Here is a 15,100-nt window from a genome sequence, read left to right on the forward strand (position 1 = left end):
GCCTAGAAAATGAAGCCCGTGTTGATGAACTTCGATTCGTGCTTCTGCACGATCTCGTCCAGGAGCTTCTTGCTGGCGTCGGTCTGTTTCGCCGCCACCATCGAGCGGATCGAGAACGAGCGCAGCGCGTCGGTCACCGACAGCGTGCCTTCGGCTGAGTCCTTGCGGCCGGTGAACGGGAAGATGTCCGGCCCGCGCTGGCACTGGCAGTTGATGTTGACGCGGCACACCTGGTTGACCAGCGGGTCGACCAGCGTGCCGATCTCCGTGGGATCGGAGCTGAAGATGCTGACCTGCTGGCCATGCTCGGAGGTGATGACGTAGTCGAGCGCGGTCTCGATGTCGTCGAACGGCATCACGGGAACGACCGGGCCGAACTGCTCCTCGCGATAGAGCTTCATGCCCTCCTTCACCGGGTACACCACGGCGGGATAGAAGAACGTCTCGCAGTGGGCGCCGCCGCCGGGGTTGACGATGCGCGCGCCCTGCGCGAGCGCATCCTCGACGCAGGCGGTCATGTAGGCGGTCTTGCCGGGCTCGGGTAGCGGCGTGATGTTGACGCCAGCCTCCCACGGCATGCCGACCTTGAGCTTGGCGAGCTCCTCGGTGAAGCGGGCGAGGAAGCGCTCGACGATCGATGAGTGCACGATCAGCATCTTCAGCGCGGTGCAGCGCTGGCCATTGAACGACAGCGCGCCGAGCAGGCACTCTTTCACTGCGAGCTCGATGTCGGCGTCGGCGAGCACGATGGCGGCGTTCTTGGCGTCGAGGCCGAGGATGGCGCGCAGCCGGTTCGCCTTCGGATGCAGTTTCTTGAGATGGTCGGCGACCTTGCTGGAGCCGATCAGGGTCAGCGTGTTGACCTTGCCGGAGCCGAGCAGATACGGCACCACCTCGGCGCCCTGGCCGTAGACGGTGTTGATCACACCATTCGGGAACGCGCTGCGGAACGCCTCCAGCAGCGGCGCGAACAGCAGCACGCCGAATTTCGGCGGCTTGAACAGCAGCGTGTTGCCCATGATCAGCGCCGGGATCAGCGTCGCGAACGTCTCGTTGAGCGGATAGTTGTAGGGCCCCATGCACAGCACCACGCCGAGCGGCGTGCGCCGGATCTGGCCGATGGTGCCTTCCGCGATCACGAAGCGCGAGGAGTTGTTGTCGAGGTCGCGCAGCGCGTCGATGGTGGCGCGGATGTAGTCGACAGTGCGGTCGAATTCCTTCTCTGAATCGGCAAAGCTCTTGCCGATCTCCCACATCAGCAGCTTCACCACCTCGGCGCGGCGCGCCACCATTTCCTTGGTGAAAGTCTGCATGCAGGCGATGCGCTCGGCGACCGTCATGGTCGGCCAGGCGCCGCGGCCGTTGTCATAGGCCGCCACCGCCGCGGCGAGCGCCTCTTCCGCCTCGGCGATGCCGCCATGGGGAATGCTGCCGAGCGTCAACGGCGTCAGCGCACCGGAGGCGTCGCGCAGCCGCATCGGCGAGACGACCTGCTGGGTGCCGCCGGTCCAGTCCTTCAACTCGCCGTCGACCAGGGTGACGCGCTGGTGCAGCGGGCCGCTCAACCGGTGGGCCGGGGGAATGTCGGCCTCGGTGGGAAAGAGCTGGAGAAGCTGTCGGCTGTCGATCATGGGCCACCCGTTCGTCGCGCGTCGATTCGAAGCGTCCCAGCATAGCCCCGCGACAATGGGATTTTACGACACAAAGATTCGGCAGAGCGCCCCAAATGCTGGGCAGAGCAGCGCCGACCGATGCGGGACCTGTCTGGCCCGGGTCGTTGTGCAGCAGTGTCGTCGAAGCGCGCTGTCAGACGGAGGCGCTATGCCTCACAGCATCCCTGGCAGCACGCGATCCGGCGGCTTGTGGCCGTCGAGGAAGGTGCGGATGTTGATAATCACCTTCTCGCCCATCTCGACGCGGCCCTCGATGGTCGCCGAGCCCATGTGCGGCAGCAGCACCACCTTGCCGGCGCGCGCGAGCCGCATCCGCTTCGGGCTGACCGCAAGTTCATGCTCGAACACGTCGTGCGCGGCGCCGGCGATGTCGCCCTGGGGAATGCTGCCGAGGGTCACCGGTGCGCAGCGCTGGTGTAGTGGTCCGCTCAGCCGGTGTGCCGCGGGGATGTCGGCCTCCGTGGGAAAGAGCTGGAAAAGCTGCCGGCTGTCGATCATGGGCCACCCGTTCGTCGCGCGTCGATTTGAAGCGTCCCGGCATAACTGGGCGACAATGGTATTTTACGACACAAAGATTCGGTAGGCGCCCCAAAATGAGGAACGCGGAGACCGCTGTGTTTGCTGCGTTGGACAGATGATGCAACACGCCTTGGTCCTTAGCGGCGAAGTCGATCGACATTGATGCATCCAACTGGGGAGCTCTTATGCCTCGATCAAGATGGATCTTGCACTCTCAACGAGTGATTGCGAGAATATTTTTGCTCGCCTGGGGAGGATCTGTTCAATGCGAAGGAATTCTACGGCAGTCGTTGCGGCTGCTCTGATGGTGACGATTGGTACGAGCCAGCCTGCGGTATCTGCATCTGATACTGAGGAACTACGGAGAATGGTGAGGGCACTCGAGGCGAGAGTCGGCGTGCTGGAAGCGGAGAATCAGCGCTACAGGCAACAAGCGGAGAACTCGCAACGAGTGCAACGTATCGAGGTGCCCCAAAGAGCTGCAATCGCGGCAGCGAGGCCGCCATCGCAACTGCCATTGGATAGTTATACGAGCCTCAAGGCGAAGCCTCTGCTGGGTGATCCGGCGGACGACCGCTGGAGCGGCCTCTACTGGGGTGTATCGTTCGGCGGCGGCGCGACGCGTGGAGCCGTTCGATCTCAGGAAACATATATGTCGGGATCCCCGCTCAATACGCCGCCTTACAACGTCATGGGGAGCACGCTGACGAGTACCAGTGGACCGACGACCGGATATGGTGCATTGACCGACGTATTTCTTGGCTTCAACACTCGCATAACGCCGGACTTGGTTGTCGGCCTTCAGGCTGAAGGCTCGATGTCGGATTTGAATTTCAGCTCGAGTGGGCTGGCGAATTATCAGTACTTCAATAGCGCAGGGCTGACTGGCGAAACCGCGTCGAATGATTTTCGCCCCAATGTCCATCTGCGCTGGATGGCTTCGATGCTTGCGCGGGTCGGCTTTCTCGCAACGCCGGAAACGCTTGTCTACGGTATCGGTGGATGGACTGTCGGAGGCTTCAACTATCAGAATTTGATCAACACGACCTTCTATGCACCGCCAGATCAGTTCATCGCGAACGGGCCATCGGTGGGAGCAGGATTGGAAAGGAAGATCGATTCCAATTGGAGTCTTCGGGCCGAGTATCGCTACACTTATTTTCTGCCGGCCGATGTGCGGAGCAATTTCAACTTTGCCTCCAGCTTGCCTGGCGTTCAGAGCGAGACTGTTAATGGGCGTTTCGAGAACAGCATGCACGTCGGGAGGATCGGCGTAGCATACTCGATGCCGGCCGGCCGCTAAGGCCGGCTTTTCCCGGCTACCGTCTATCGCAGGGGGGCGTGCGCAGGTTCGGCTCTCGCCCCTCAGCGAAAGCTTGCGCCCCGACGGTCAGAGCATGCTGGGCAGCACGCGATCCGGCGGCTTGTGGCCGTCGAGGAAGGTGCGGATGTTGATGATCACCTTCTCGCCCATTTCGACGCGGCCCTCGATCGTCGCCGAGCCCATGTGCGGCAGCAGCACCACCTTGCCGGCGCGCGCGAGCCGCACCAGCTTCGGGCTGACCGCCGGCTCATGCTCGAACACGTCGAGGGCGGCGCCGGCGATGTCGCCGGCCTCGATCAGCTTGGTGAGAGTATCTTCGTCGATGATCTCGCCGCGCGCGGTGTTGACGATATAGGCGTCCTTGCGGATCAGCTTGAGCCGCCGCGCCGACAGCAGGTGGAACGTCGCCGGGGTGTGCGGGCAGTTCACCGAAATGATGTCCATCCGGGCGAGCATCTGGTCGAGGCTCTCCCAGTAGGTGGCGCCGAGCTCTTCCTCGATCTGCGGCGCAACCGGGCGGCGGTTGTGGTAGTGGATCTGCAGGCCGAAGGCATGGGCGCGGCGCGCCACCGCCTGGCCGATCCGCCCCATGCCGATGATGCCGAGCCGCTTGCCGCCGATGCGGTGGCCGAGCATCCAGGTCGGCGACCAGCCGGCCCAGTCCTTGCTTTCGGTCAGGATGGAAGCGCCCTCGGTGAGCCGGCGCGGCACCGCCAGGATCAGCGCCATGGTCATGTCGGCGGTGTCCTCGGTCAGCACCTTCGGCGTGTTGGTCACGGTGATGCCGAGGTTGTGCGCGGCGGTGACGTCGATGTTGTCGACGCCGTTGCCGAAATTGGCGATCAGCTTCAGCTTGCGGTCCGGCTGGTTGAGCACGGCGTCATCGACCTCGTCGGAAACGGTCGGCACCAGGATGTCCGCGGTGCGCACCGCCTCGGCGAGCTGGTCCTGGGTCATCGGCTGGTCGTCGAGATTGAGGCGGGTGTCGAACAGCTCGCGCATCCGCGTCTCGATGCTGTCCGGCAGCTTCCGCGTGACGACGACGAGAGGTTTTTTCCGGACGGTCATTGCTGTGCTTTCCACGCCTTGGGGCCCTGCGCCCGCGCCGCGGTGTGCGGGCGCAGGAATTCAGGCCGATACAGATTAAACGGCGCGTCGGATCCGTGCAGCCGGTTCAGTGCAGCAAAGTCACACGTCACGTCGCGCTGTTGCGTTTCCCTTCGCTCCCGCTGGCCTGTTGAGGCCTCGTTAACCGGGCTGTCCGAAACTGCAGGTCCGCACCGGATACCAAGCTCTCGCCGGCTCTTGTCGTGAGGGTCGTATCGGGTCCTCTCTAGCAGAAGGCCCGCCCAAGACAAGAACTCATCGGGAACCAGTAGAGGTGCGGCCGCGGCCTGCTGGGCTGGCCGGCGTCCTCCCCCGTGAGGCGCCTGTCGACGCAGCCGGCGTGGCCAGTATGGCGGTTCGGAAGCCCTGCCTGTGCCTGGCGGGTCCCACGACTTCTCACGAACCAAACCCATACTGGATTCAAAGACTTCTGGTGTCCTTTCGAAAATCGCTTTCGGAGGTGCTGGTTCAGTGAGAGCGAACGTCGAAATCGGATGCTAGGAACGGGGCAATGGCGTTGAAGTGCTATTGGAGTGTGGCGGTGCTGGCGGGCGTGTTCTGCCATGTAGGGGTGACCACAGGTCATGCCGCCAAGGACATCATGGGGCCGGTCAGCGGCCTGCCGATGCCGCGCTACGTCAGCCTGAAATCAGATCACGTCAACGTCCGCGGCGGTCCGACCAAGGACAACGACGTCAGCTGGGTCTATACCCGCGTCGGGCTACCGGTGGAGATCACCGCCGAGTTCGAGAACTGGCGGCGGGTGCGGGATTCCGAAGGCTCGGAAGGCTGGGTCTATCACTCGCTGCTGTCGGGCAAGCGCACCGCGGTGGTGACGCTGAAGTCGAAGGACGATCTCGCCCCGCTGTACGACCGTGCCGATCCCGCCAGCGCCGTGTCGGCGAAGCTGCAGGCCGGCGTGATCGCGTCGGTCAAGCGCTGCAGCGCCGGCTGGTGCCGCATCACCGGCAGCGGTTTCGACGGCTGGATCGAGCAGCAGCGGCTGTGGGGTGTCTACGCCGACGAGAAGATCGACTGAGCTGCAAGTTGCGCGCGCAGCCGCAGCGCACTGCCGCCAAACCAAAAAGGCCGCGCCCGAGGCGCGGCCTTTTGCTTGAAACGATAGCCGGTCAGCGCACCTTGCGCAGCCGCACCACCATGTCGATGCGGGCGATCTCGTAGCCTTCCGGCACGTCAGGCATCTTCTGCAGCACGAGATGCGGATCGGGAATGTCGACCAGCTCGTGGTTGCCCTCGAGATAGAAGTGGTGGTGGTCGCTGACGTTGGTGTCGAAATAGGTCTTGGTGCCATCGACGCTGACCTGGCGCAGCAGCCCGGCCTCGGTCAGCTGGTTCAGCGTGTTGTAGACGGTGGCCAGCGACACCGGCACCTTGGCCTGGATCGCCTCCTCGTAGAGCATTTCCGCGGTCAGGTGACGGTCGCCCTTGCCGAACAGCAGCCAGCCCAGCGCCATGCGCTGGCGGGTCGGGCGCAGGCCCACCGACTGCAGCATCTCGTTGACGTCGTGCCAGGGGCAGCCCGTCAGGCTCGGCGTGCGGACCGTCCCGAGGATCTCGGCGTCGCTGTGGTCATCGGTGGTGATTAAGTCACTCATTTTACTATGGAAGGCTGCTCGCTTCGGATCGCCGACTTTATGTCACCTGAATTATAGGAAAGGATGCAGCTACATGCAAGTTTCTCGCAACTGCCTCCGCCCCGCGACAAGACGCAGTGGCTTAAGGTGTTATGATACCATATTCGGAGTAGAAGCTCAAATGCCGCCATGGCCGGTTGCCGCGGCCGGACTGGGGCGATCCGCCCCTATATGATTGATCCGAAGCGGCTTTGCCCCGCCGGAAGGCCTATGATAGAGAGCCGGCGACATCATATCATTCACCATTGAAACCCAACACGGATCAGGGGGGCGAGGACGGCATGCACGATCGGCGCAGCAGTTATGAATACGAGGACCTGCTGGCGTGCGGTCGCGGCGAAATGTTCGGTCCAGGCAACGCCCAGCTGCCGCTGCCGCCGATGCTGATGTTCGATCGCATCACCGAGATCACCGTCGACGGCGGTGAGTATGGCAAGGGTCGCATCCGTGCCGAGCTCGACGTCAAGTCGGACCTCTGGTTCTTCGGCTGCCACTTCAAGGGCGACCCGGTGATGCCGGGCTGCCTCGGCCTCGACGCGCTGTGGCAGATGGTCGGCTTCTATCTCGGCTGGCTCGGCGGCGAAGGCCGCGGGCGCGCGCTCGGCATCGGCGAACTGAAGCTGGCCGGGCAGGTTCTGCCCAACGTCACGAAGGTCGTGTACAACATCGACATCAAGCGCGTGATGCGCGCCAGGTTGATGCTCGGCATTGCCGACGGCTGGCTCTCGAGCGACGGCGAGATTATCTACCGCGCCAAGGATCTGAAGGTCGGGCTGTTCCGGCAGGACGCCGTGTTGCAGCCCTGAGGGTGACTAGGCTCCGAGGCCCGTCAGCGATCGCGTCGTCTTCGCAAAACCGTCACAACGCGTCTAATCTCAATCTAGGTCGACATCGTCGATTTCTTTCAAAGTGAGGCTCCATCATGAGGCGGGTTGTGGTGACGGGGATGGGTATCGTCTCATCCATCGGAAACAACACTCAGGAAGTGCTTTCGAGCCTTCATGACGCCAGGTCCGGCATCTCGCGTGCGGACAAGTATGCCGAGCTCGGCTTTCGCTGCCAGGTGCATGGCGCGCCGACCCTCAATCCAGCCGAGGTGGTCGATCGCCGCGCGATGCGTTTCCTCGGTGATGGCGCGGCGTGGAATCATGTCGCCATGGAACAGGCGATCCGCGACGCCGGCCTCGAGGACAACGAGGTCTCCAACATCCGCACTGGTATCATCATGGGCTCCGGCGGCCCGTCGACGCGTGCCGTGGTCGAGGCTGCCGACATCACGCGCACCAAGGGCCCCAAGCGCGTCGGTCCGTTCGCCGTTCCGAAGGCGATGTCGTCGACCGCTTCGGCGACGCTCGCGACCTGGTTCAAGATCAAGGGCGTGAACTATTCGATCTCCTCGGCCTGCGCCACGTCGAACCATTGCATCGGCAACGCCTACGAGACGATCCAGATCGGCAAGCAGGACATCGTCTTCGCCGGCGGCTGCGAGGAGCTCGACTGGACGTTGTCGGTGCTGTTCGACGCGATGGGGGCAATGTCGTCGAAATACAACGACACCCCGGCCACCGCCTCGCGCGCTTATGATGTCAACCGCGACGGCTTCGTGATCGCCGGCGGAGCCGGCGTGGTGGTGCTGGAGGAACTCGAGCACGCCAAGGCGCGCGGCGCCAAGATCTACGGCGAGATCGTCGGCTATGGCGCGACCTCCGACGGCTACGACATGGTCGCGCCGTCGGGGGAAGGTGCCGAGCGCTGCATGCGCATGGCGCTGTCCACCGTCAACGTTCCCATCGACTACATCAACCCGCACGCCACCTCGACCCCGGCGGGCGATCCGCCGGAGATCAACGCGATCCGCAGCGTGTTCGGCGGCGCCGACAAATGCCCGCCGATCTCCGCCACCAAGTCGCTGACCGGCCATTCGCTGGGCGCGACCGGCGTGCAGGAGGCGATCTACTCGCTGCTGATGATGAACAACGGCTTCATCTGCGAGAGCGCCAACATCCAGGAAATCGACCCCGCGTTCGCCGACATGCCGATCGTGCGCAAGCGCATCGACAACGCCAAGATCGGCGCGGTGCTGTCCAACTCGTTCGGGTTCGGCGGCACCAACGCCACGCTGGTGTTCAAGCGGCTCGAGGCGTGAGGCGCGTCCGACGGATGCTGCGAGCTGCTCCGCGCCCGCGGAGCGCACACCATTCCACAGTCCAGGCGTCGTGGCGTCACCTGTCTGTTGCAGATGATGCGCAAGGGTGGCGCCGGCAACCTATCTCGTAACAACGGAGCGATGTGATGGCAGGCTTGATGCAAGGCAAGCGCGGACTGATCCTGGGGATCGCCAACGATCACTCGATCGCCTGGGGAATAGCCCGGACGCTGTCGGCGCACGGCGCCGAACTCGCTTTCACCTACCAGGGCGAGGCGCTGGCCCGCCGCGTCAAGCCGCTTGCCGAATCGATCGGCGTCGACACCGTGCTGCCCTGCGACGTCGAGGACATCGCCAGCGTCGATGCGGTGTTCGACGTGCTGAAGAAGAAGTGGGGCACCATCGATTTCCTGGTGCACGCCATCGGCTTCACCGACAAGAACGAGCTGCGCGGCCGCTATGTCGACACCACGCGCGACAACTTCTCCCGCACCATGGTGATCTCGTGCTTCTCGTTTACCGAGCTCGCCAAGCGCGCCGCGGAGATGATGCCGGACGGCGGCTCGATCATCACGCTGACCTTCGGCGCCTCGATGCGGGCGATGCCGAACTACAATGTGATGGGCGTGACCAAGGCGGCGCTGGAAGCCTCGGTGCGCTATCTCGCGGCTGACTTCGGGCCGCAGAACATCCGCGTCAACGCCATCTCGGCGGGGCCGGTGCGCACGCTCGCCGGCGCGGGCATCGGCGAGTCGCGCGCGATGTTCTCGTTCCAGGAAAAGCATTCGCCGCTCGGCCGCGGCGTCACCCTCGACGAGCTCGGCGGCTCGGCGCTCTATCTGCTGTCGGAACTGTCCGGCGGCGTCACCGGCGAGATCCACTACGTCGATTCCGGCTACAACATCATCCTGATGCCGAAGCCGGCCGCGCTGAAGGCCGACGAGGCGTAAGCCGTCCGGTCGGGCGGCCGTGTGTCGTTGCGCTGTGGTCGCCGGTGCTGACCGGCGACGACGGCTGGCCCCGGCTCAGTTGCCCGACAGGGCCTGCGCGCGCTGGAACGCTGGTCGCGCGGCGCAGAGATCGAGATAGCGATCGAACGCCGGCCGTGTCGGCACCATCTTGAAGCGCCGCACCGCGAAGTCGAGGCCGGATCCGATCACGACGTCGGCGGCGGAAAAATCCTCGCCGAGCAGCCACGGCCCGCTCTGCAATGCCTGGTCGAGCACGTCGAACACCTGCGTGGCGTCGCCCCAGCCAGCGGTGCTGCTGGGCACCTGGATCTTGGTGAAAATCTGGATGATCGCCGGCTCGATGCAGCTCGGCCCGAAGAACAGCCAGTAGTGGTAGCGTGCGCGGCGCGGGTCGCCGAGCGGCGGCGCGAGTTTCGCCTCCGGGTAGCGCTCGGCGACATAGGCGCAGATCGCGGCTGCCTCGCCCAGTCCCGTGTCGCCATCCTGCAGGCCCGGCACCTTGCCCATCGGATTGATGGCGAGATACGCCGGCGCCTTCTGCGCGCCGGTGGTGATGTCGGTCAGCACCCGCTCGTAGGGCTGTGCGGTCTCCTCCATCAGCCATAGCGCGGTGAAGGAGCGGCTCTTTGGCGAGTAGTACAGCTTCATGATGGCAGGTCCGGTTGATGCGGCGGCCGTGAGCGGCCAGAGGAAATGGAACGCGGCATCATGCTGCGACTTGCAGGCGAAATCCACTCGCCGGATGGCGTTGGTTGGGAAAATATGCTGCCGACCTGCCGTCAGGGTGCGCCCTGACGGAATGACCGGTGCGCTTCGCACAACAGAAATCGCCGGGCGCAAGGCCCGGCGATCGAAGAGCAGGGGTGGACGGCGGCTCCGCTGTCCGGGAGCGCCGTCCTGATGATGCGGCTTCGCTCAGGCGAGATCGAAGCGGTCGGCGTTCATCACCTTGGTCCACGCCGCCACGAAGTCCGTGACGAACTTGTCCTTGGAGTCGTCAGACGCATAGACCTCGGCAAGGGCGCGCAGCTGCGCATGCGACCCGAAGATCAGGTCGACACGGGTAGCGGTCCATTTGGCCTCACCGGTCTTGCGGTCGCGGCCCTCGTACACGCCCTCGGTTGCGGTCGGCTTCCACTGCGTCGCCATGTCGAGCAGATTGACGAAGAAGTCGTTCGTCAGGACTTCCGGCCGCTTGGTGAAGACGCCATGCGCGGATGCAGCGACATTGGCGCCGAGCACACGCAGTCCGCCGACCAGAGCCGTCATCTCGGGAGCCGTCAGCGTCAGCAACTGGGCTCGATCGACCAGCTGCTCTTCCGGTGACAGCCGCTGTGGACCCCGCGTATAGTTGCGGAAGCCGTCGTAGGTCGGCTCCAGCGCCGCGAAGGATGCGACGTCGGTCTTGTCCTGCGACGCGTCGGTGCGTCCCGGCGTGAACGGCACCTTCACGGCGTGGCCGCCGTCCCCGGCGGCCTTCTCGATCGCGGCGCTGCCGCCGAGAACGATGAGGTCGGCGAGCGACACCTTCTTGCCGCCGGCCGCGAACTCCTTCTGGATCGCCTCGAGCGTCTGCAGCACCTTCGCCAGCTGCGCCGGCTGGTTGATGTCCCAGTCCTTCTGCGGCGCGAGGCGGATGCGCGCGCCGTTGGCGCCGCCCCGCTTGTCCGAGCCGCGGAACGTCGCCGCCGAGGCCCAGGCCGTCGACACCAGTTGCGATACCGACAGGCCGGACGCCAGGATCTTCGCCTTCAGCGCGGCGATATCCTGTTCCCCGATCAGCTCATGGTCAACGGCAGGAACCGGGTCCTGCCACAGCAGCTCTTCCTTCGGCACCAGCGGGCCGAGGTAGCGGGCGATCGGGCCCATGTCGCGGTGGGTGAGCTTGAACCAGGCCCGTGCGAACGCGTCGGCGAACTGATCCGGATTCTCATAGAAGCGCCGCGAGATCTTCTCGTAGGCGGGGTCGAAGCGCAGCGCGAGGTCGGTGGTCAGCATCGACGGGGCGTGCCGCTTCGACTTGTCGTGCGCGTCCGGCACGGTGTTGGCGCCGGCGCCGCCCTTCGGCGTCCACTGGTGCGCGCCGGCCGGGCTCTTGGTCAGCTCCCAGTCGTAACCGAACAGGTTCCAGAAGAAGTTGCTGCTCCACTTCGTCGGCGTCGTCGTCCAGATCACCTCCAGGCCGCTGCCGATGGCGTCGCCGCCCTTGCCGCTGCCATACTTGCTGGACCAGCCGAGGCCCTGCTCCTCGATCGGAGCGGCTTCCGGATCGGGGCCGACCAGGGCGGTGTCGCCGGCGCCGTGGGTCTTGCCGAAGGTGTGGCCGCCGGCGATGAGGGCAACGGTCTCCTCGTCGTTCATCGCCATGCGCGCGAAGGTCTCGCGGATGTCACGCGCGGCCGCCAGCGGATCCGGGGTGCCGTTCGGTCCTTCCGGGTTGACGTAGATCAGGCCCATCTGCACGGCGGCGAGCGGGTTGGCGAGGTCGCGATCGCCGCTGTAGCGTTCGTCCGCGAGCCACTTGCCTTCGGGGCCCCAGAAGATGTCCTGCTCCGGCTCCCAGGTGTCGTCGCGGCCGCCGGCGAAACCGAATGTCTTGAAGCCCATCGATTCCAGCGCGACATTACCGGTGAGAATCAGCAGGTCGGCCCAGGAAATCTTGCGGCCGTACTTCTGCTTGATCGGCCACAGCAGCCGGCGCGCCTTGTCGAGGTTGACGTTGTCAGGCCAGCTGTTGAGCGGCGCGAAGCGCTGCTGGCCCGCTCCGGCGCCGCCGCGGCCGTCAGCGATGCGGTAAGTGCCGGCGCTGTGCCAGGCCATGCGGATGAACAGCGGTCCATAGTGGCCGAAGTCGGCCGGCCACCACTCCTGCGAGTCCGTCATCAGGGCGGTCAGGTCCTTGATCACGGCGTCGAGATCGAGACTCTTGAATTCCTTGGCGTAGTCGAATGCCTCGCCCATCGGGTTGGACAGCGCGGAATGCTGATGCAGGACCTGGAGGTCGAGCTGGTTCGGCCACCAGTCACGGTTGGTGTTGACTTGGGTGGCGCCCGAAAACGGACATTTGGTTTTGTCGTCCATGGTCGTCTCCTCTGACAGGTCTGAATGAGGCTGCCGCCAAATCTACGCAACGCAATTCATCAGGTGAAGCCAGCTTTTCTGATCGAGGCGATAAGAATTACTGATGATGTTGCGGTGACGTGTGTTGCGCGCCGAGCGTAGCCAATTTGCGTGGCGCGCAGATGGCGACAGCATGGATGGCCGCATGGCCGCCGTCAGCGATGCAGATCAAGGATGCCGGAGCCCGCCGCGCGGGGCGGGAGCGGGGCCTGCGGACGTAAAAAAGCCCGCCGTGCTCTCCGGAAGCACGACGGGCTCTTGGGCCGACACGGGCCGAATGGCCGTGACGCGCGGCGGTCTCCCGCCGCGAATCGCGTCGGCTATTCGTCGGACGCCAGCAGGACCTTCCAGATCACCGCGCCGATGGCCGCGCCGATCAGCGGCGCAACCCAGAACAGCCACAGCTGGCTCAGCGCTCCGGTCTGGGCGAACAGCGCGGCCGCGGTCGAACGCGCCGGGTTCACCGAGGTGTTGGTGACCGGGATCGAAATCAGGTGGATCAGCGTCAGGCCGAGGCCGATGGCGATCGGCGCGAAGCCGGCCGGAGCGATCTTCGAGGTCGAACCCAGGATGATGATGAGGAATGCCGCCGTCAGCACCACCTCGATCAGGAAGGCGGCGAACAGGCTGTAGTGCCCGGGCGACAGATCGCCATAGCCGTTGGAGGCGAAGCCGCCGACCTTGAAGTCCGGCGCGCCGGACGCGATCGCATAGAGCACCGCCGCAGCCACGACGCCGCCGACGACCTGCGCGATCCAGTAGGGAATGAGCTCACGCCAGTCGAAGCGGTTGGCGACCGCAAGGCCCAGCGAAACCGCCGGATTGAAATGCCCGCCCGAGATGCCGCCGACCGCATAGGCCATCGTCAGCACCGTGAGGCCGAAAGCCAGCGCGACGCCGGCGAACGCGATCCCCAACTGCGGAAAACCGGCGGCAAGAACCGCACTGCCGCACCCACCAAACACCAGCCAGAACGTTCCGAAGAACTCCGCCGCGAGCTTTCTCGTCATTGCCTTTTCCCCTGATCAACAACGCACGGTTGAATCGCGCGTCGTTAAGTAGCAAATCAGGTTTTTCAGTTCCAGCAAGGGACCGCCAGTGACTTTAAGCTCTTGATTTCCTTCGAATCGGGCCAAAGCGCGGCTTCATCGCGGATCTGCGCCGCGACCGTGTTGCAGCGCATCCATGGGGGCGAATCACCGACAAGGGAGTAATCCTGAGGCCGCATATCCACTGCCGGTCTGCCGCGGCGCGAGCGAGCCGCATCGACGTTTGAAGCGATGCCGTAGCCAGTGCGCGAGTTGATATAACTCGGTGCCTGCTGCTTCGGCTTGAACCGCGGGGATTTATCGCCACGCTTTGCAGCGGCGGAGTGGAGCCATGCCGTGAGCGATTCTTGCCAAATCATCGTGGATGTTGATGCGACCTCCGGGGATGCCGTCGAGCGGATGAATGCCGTCCGAGCGTGGCTGATATCCGAAGGGGTCATCGTTCCCGCGCTAAGCGACTCGTGTCTCGGCGGAATGGGCCATCGTCCGGGGCCTGGTTTCCGTGTGGCGATCGAGACCGACGAGCAAATGTTCCTGCAGCTTCGGACGAATGGCGTTGCGATCCGCACCGGCCGCTGCGTGTTTGATGCGGGCTGCAATGGGATCAGGCTCCAGTGCAACTGCGGGCATGCGTTCGAACCCGATGATTCGTATGTTCGTGCGGTTGGTGCGTGGGCAGGTGGCGACGATCAAGCGCGTTTTCCTTGCCATAAGTGTAATCAAGATAGGCTGCTGGCCGAATGGCGCGGACCGGTCGTTTGGGGCTTGGGCCATCTCGGCTTCGAGTTCTGGAATTGGCCGCCTCTGTCGGAGAAATTCATTGCTGCGCTACGTCACAAGCTCGGCCATCGCACGATCGTCGTGTACCGTCGTCTCTAGCCGGCTGCTTCGCGCCGCTGCTGGGCAATCGCAGCGGCGAAGGCGCCGAGCGCAGCGGTGATCTGCGGCGCGAGCTGCGGATCGCAGGCGATCGCCGCTGCATCAAAGCCCCTGGCGAGCAGGGGAAGCGTCAGGAAAGCGTTCTCGACAAGGTGTGCCGACATCGCGGTGAGCACGAGGCGCAGCGCATCCTGGGCCGTGCTCGCGCGGGGCGAGGCATTGAACAGCGCCACCGGCTTGCCCGGAAACGCCGTGCTGCCGACCAGCCAGTCGAGTGCGTTCTTGAGCGATCCGGGAATGCCGCGGGCATATTCCGGGCAGGAGATCAGAATGCCGTCGGCCTGTTCGGCCCGCGCGCGCCACGCCGCGGCGAGCTCGGGAAGGTCGTCCTCGAGGTCCGGATTGAAATGCGGCAGCTGCCCGAGGCCGGTGTAAGGCTCGATGCACATGCCCGCGGGCGCCAGGGTCCGCGCCGCCTGCAACAGCGAGGTGTTGGACGAGATGGCGCGAAGGCTGCCCGCGAGCGACAGGATGATCATCGCGATGTCCCTGGGAATGCGAATCGAGGGGGACGGCGATGTTCGCCCGCACGCCGTGCCGTGAGAAGAGGCCGCAGCGCGGGGGCAGGCGTGCGCATAGAACGTGCGCAAAAAAAAG

Annotated in this window: 14 protein-coding genes and 1 pseudogene; 6 read left to right on the forward strand and 9 right to left on the reverse strand. The window is 64.6% G+C overall.

Going from position 1 to position 15,100, the window contains the following annotated elements; all coding sequences use genetic code 11:
• Positions 1-2: 2 nt before the first annotated feature.
• Positions 3-1,631: an NADP-dependent glyceraldehyde-3-phosphate dehydrogenase gene (locus tag AB4Z37_RS13545; RefSeq protein ID WP_441517249.1), complete on the reverse strand. Its 1,629-nt coding sequence runs from the start codon at positions 1,629-1,631 to the stop codon at positions 3-5.
• Positions 1,632-1,826: 195 nt separating this feature from the next.
• Positions 1,827-2,057: pseudogene (locus AB4Z37_RS13550) on the reverse strand (D-glycerate dehydrogenase); the annotation flags it as partial.
• A gap of 502 nt (positions 2,058-2,559) precedes the next feature.
• On the opposite strand from AB4Z37_RS13550, the gene AB4Z37_RS13555 reads away from it, so the two are divergent.
• Complete coding sequence (locus tag AB4Z37_RS13555) at positions 2,560-3,495, forward strand: outer membrane protein (protein WP_441517250.1); 936 nt, start codon at positions 2,560-2,562, stop codon at positions 3,493-3,495.
• An 87-nt stretch (positions 3,496-3,582) separates the two neighbouring features.
• Here AB4Z37_RS13555 and AB4Z37_RS13560 read toward each other — a convergent pair whose 3' ends face one another.
• Positions 3,583-4,584, reverse strand: a complete 1,002-nt coding sequence (locus AB4Z37_RS13560) for a 2-hydroxyacid dehydrogenase (protein WP_441517251.1) — start codon at positions 4,582-4,584, stop codon at positions 3,583-3,585.
• 550 nt (positions 4,585-5,134) lie between these two features.
• Here AB4Z37_RS13560 and AB4Z37_RS13565 point away from each other — a divergent pair.
• A complete protein-coding gene (locus AB4Z37_RS13565) occupies positions 5,135-5,662 on the forward strand; it encodes an SH3 domain-containing protein (RefSeq protein WP_441517252.1) in 528 nt (175 codons plus the stop codon).
• A gap of 91 nt (positions 5,663-5,753) precedes the next feature.
• On the opposite strand, the gene irrA is transcribed toward AB4Z37_RS13565, so the two are convergent.
• The gene (irrA, locus tag AB4Z37_RS13570; RefSeq protein ID WP_441517253.1) at positions 5,754-6,239 is read right to left on the reverse strand and encodes an iron response transcriptional regulator IrrA; all 486 of its coding nucleotides are present in this window, start codon (positions 6,237-6,239) and stop codon (positions 5,754-5,756) included.
• A gap of 320 nt (positions 6,240-6,559) precedes the next feature.
• Between irrA and fabA the strand changes: the two genes are divergently transcribed.
• The 3 genes from fabA to fabI all read left to right on the forward strand — a co-directional run bounded on the left by fabA (position 6,560) and on the right by fabI (position 9,374).
• Entirely contained in the window at positions 6,560-7,084 is a 525-nt protein-coding gene (fabA, locus tag AB4Z37_RS13575) for a 3-hydroxyacyl-[acyl-carrier-protein] dehydratase FabA (RefSeq protein WP_441517254.1), read from the forward strand.
• A 116-nt stretch (positions 7,085-7,200) separates the two neighbouring features.
• Complete coding sequence (gene fabB / locus AB4Z37_RS13580) at positions 7,201-8,424, forward strand: beta-ketoacyl-ACP synthase I (RefSeq protein WP_441517255.1); 1,224 nt, start codon at positions 7,201-7,203, stop codon at positions 8,422-8,424.
• Positions 8,425-8,570: 146 nt separating this feature from the next.
• On the forward strand, positions 8,571-9,374 hold the full coding sequence (fabI, locus tag AB4Z37_RS13585; RefSeq protein ID WP_441517256.1) for an enoyl-ACP reductase FabI: 804 nt from the start codon (positions 8,571-8,573) through the stop codon (positions 9,372-9,374).
• A 75-nt stretch (positions 9,375-9,449) separates the two neighbouring features.
• Here the strand turns inward: fabI and AB4Z37_RS13590 are convergent, their stop codons facing one another.
• The 4 genes from AB4Z37_RS13590 to AB4Z37_RS13605 all read right to left on the reverse strand — a co-directional run bounded on the left by AB4Z37_RS13590 (position 9,450) and on the right by AB4Z37_RS13605 (position 14,004).
• Complete coding sequence (locus AB4Z37_RS13590; RefSeq protein WP_441517338.1) at positions 9,450-10,046, reverse strand: glutathione S-transferase family protein; 597 nt, start codon at positions 10,044-10,046, stop codon at positions 9,450-9,452.
• A 264-nt stretch (positions 10,047-10,310) separates the two neighbouring features.
• Positions 10,311-12,476, reverse strand: a complete 2,166-nt coding sequence (gene katG / locus AB4Z37_RS13595) for a catalase/peroxidase HPI (protein ID WP_441517257.1) — start codon at positions 12,474-12,476, stop codon at positions 10,311-10,313.
• Between the two features lie 359 nt (positions 12,477-12,835).
• A complete protein-coding gene (gene aqpZ, locus AB4Z37_RS13600; protein WP_441517258.1) occupies positions 12,836-13,525 on the reverse strand; it encodes an aquaporin Z in 690 nt (229 codons plus the stop codon).
• A gap of 65 nt (positions 13,526-13,590) precedes the next feature.
• Positions 13,591-14,004: a hypothetical protein gene (locus AB4Z37_RS13605; protein ID WP_441517259.1), complete on the reverse strand. Its 414-nt coding sequence runs from the start codon at positions 14,002-14,004 to the stop codon at positions 13,591-13,593.
• Positions 14,005-14,068: 64 nt separating this feature from the next.
• Between AB4Z37_RS13605 and AB4Z37_RS13610 the strand changes: the two genes are divergently transcribed.
• The gene (locus tag AB4Z37_RS13610) at positions 14,069-14,443 is read left to right on the forward strand and encodes a hypothetical protein (RefSeq protein ID WP_441517260.1); all 375 of its coding nucleotides are present in this window, start codon (positions 14,069-14,071) and stop codon (positions 14,441-14,443) included.
• Here AB4Z37_RS13610 and AB4Z37_RS13615 read toward each other — a convergent pair.
• The gene (locus AB4Z37_RS13615; protein ID WP_441517261.1) at positions 14,440-14,982 is read right to left on the reverse strand and encodes an NADPH-dependent FMN reductase; all 543 of its coding nucleotides are present in this window, start codon (positions 14,980-14,982) and stop codon (positions 14,440-14,442) included. The genes AB4Z37_RS13610 and AB4Z37_RS13615 overlap by 4 nt on opposite strands.
• Positions 14,983-15,100 lie beyond the last annotated feature (118 nt).

Origin of the sequence: Bradyrhizobium sp. 2TAF24 (genome assembly GCF_052115025.1) — a bacterium.
In the GTDB taxonomy this organism is placed as follows: Bacteria; Pseudomonadota; Alphaproteobacteria; order Rhizobiales; family Xanthobacteraceae; genus Bradyrhizobium_A.

Coding starts and splice junctions, on each gene's coding strand:
- fabI (WP_441517256.1), top strand. CDS start 8,571: ATGGCAGGCTTGATGCAAGGCAAGCGCGGACTGATCCTGGGGATCGCC.
- AB4Z37_RS13615 (WP_441517261.1), bottom strand. CDS start 14,982: ATGATCATCCTGTCGCTCGCGGGCAGCCTTCGCGCCATCTCGTCCAAC.
- fabA (WP_441517254.1), top strand. CDS start 6,560: ATGCACGATCGGCGCAGCAGTTATGAATACGAGGACCTGCTGGCGTGC.
- fabB (WP_441517255.1), top strand. CDS start 7,201: ATGAGGCGGGTTGTGGTGACGGGGATGGGTATCGTCTCATCCATCGGA.
- AB4Z37_RS13545 (WP_441517249.1), bottom strand. CDS start 1,631: ATGATCGACAGCCGACAGCTTCTCCAGCTCTTTCCCACCGAGGCCGAC.
- AB4Z37_RS13565 (WP_441517252.1), top strand. CDS start 5,135: ATGGCGTTGAAGTGCTATTGGAGTGTGGCGGTGCTGGCGGGCGTGTTC.
- irrA (WP_441517253.1), bottom strand. CDS start 6,239: ATGAGTGACTTAATCACCACCGATGACCACAGCGACGCCGAGATCCTC.
- AB4Z37_RS13605 (WP_441517259.1), bottom strand. CDS start 14,004: ATGACCCCTTCGGATATCAGCCACGCTCGGACGGCATTCATCCGCTCG.
- AB4Z37_RS13555 (WP_441517250.1), top strand. CDS start 2,560: ATGGTGAGGGCACTCGAGGCGAGAGTCGGCGTGCTGGAAGCGGAGAAT.
- AB4Z37_RS13560 (WP_441517251.1), bottom strand. CDS start 4,584: ATGACCGTCCGGAAAAAACCTCTCGTCGTCGTCACGCGGAAGCTGCCG.
- katG (WP_441517257.1), bottom strand. CDS start 12,476: ATGGACGACAAAACCAAATGTCCGTTTTCGGGCGCCACCCAAGTCAAC.
- aqpZ (WP_441517258.1), bottom strand. CDS start 13,525: ATGACGAGAAAGCTCGCGGCGGAGTTCTTCGGAACGTTCTGGCTGGTG.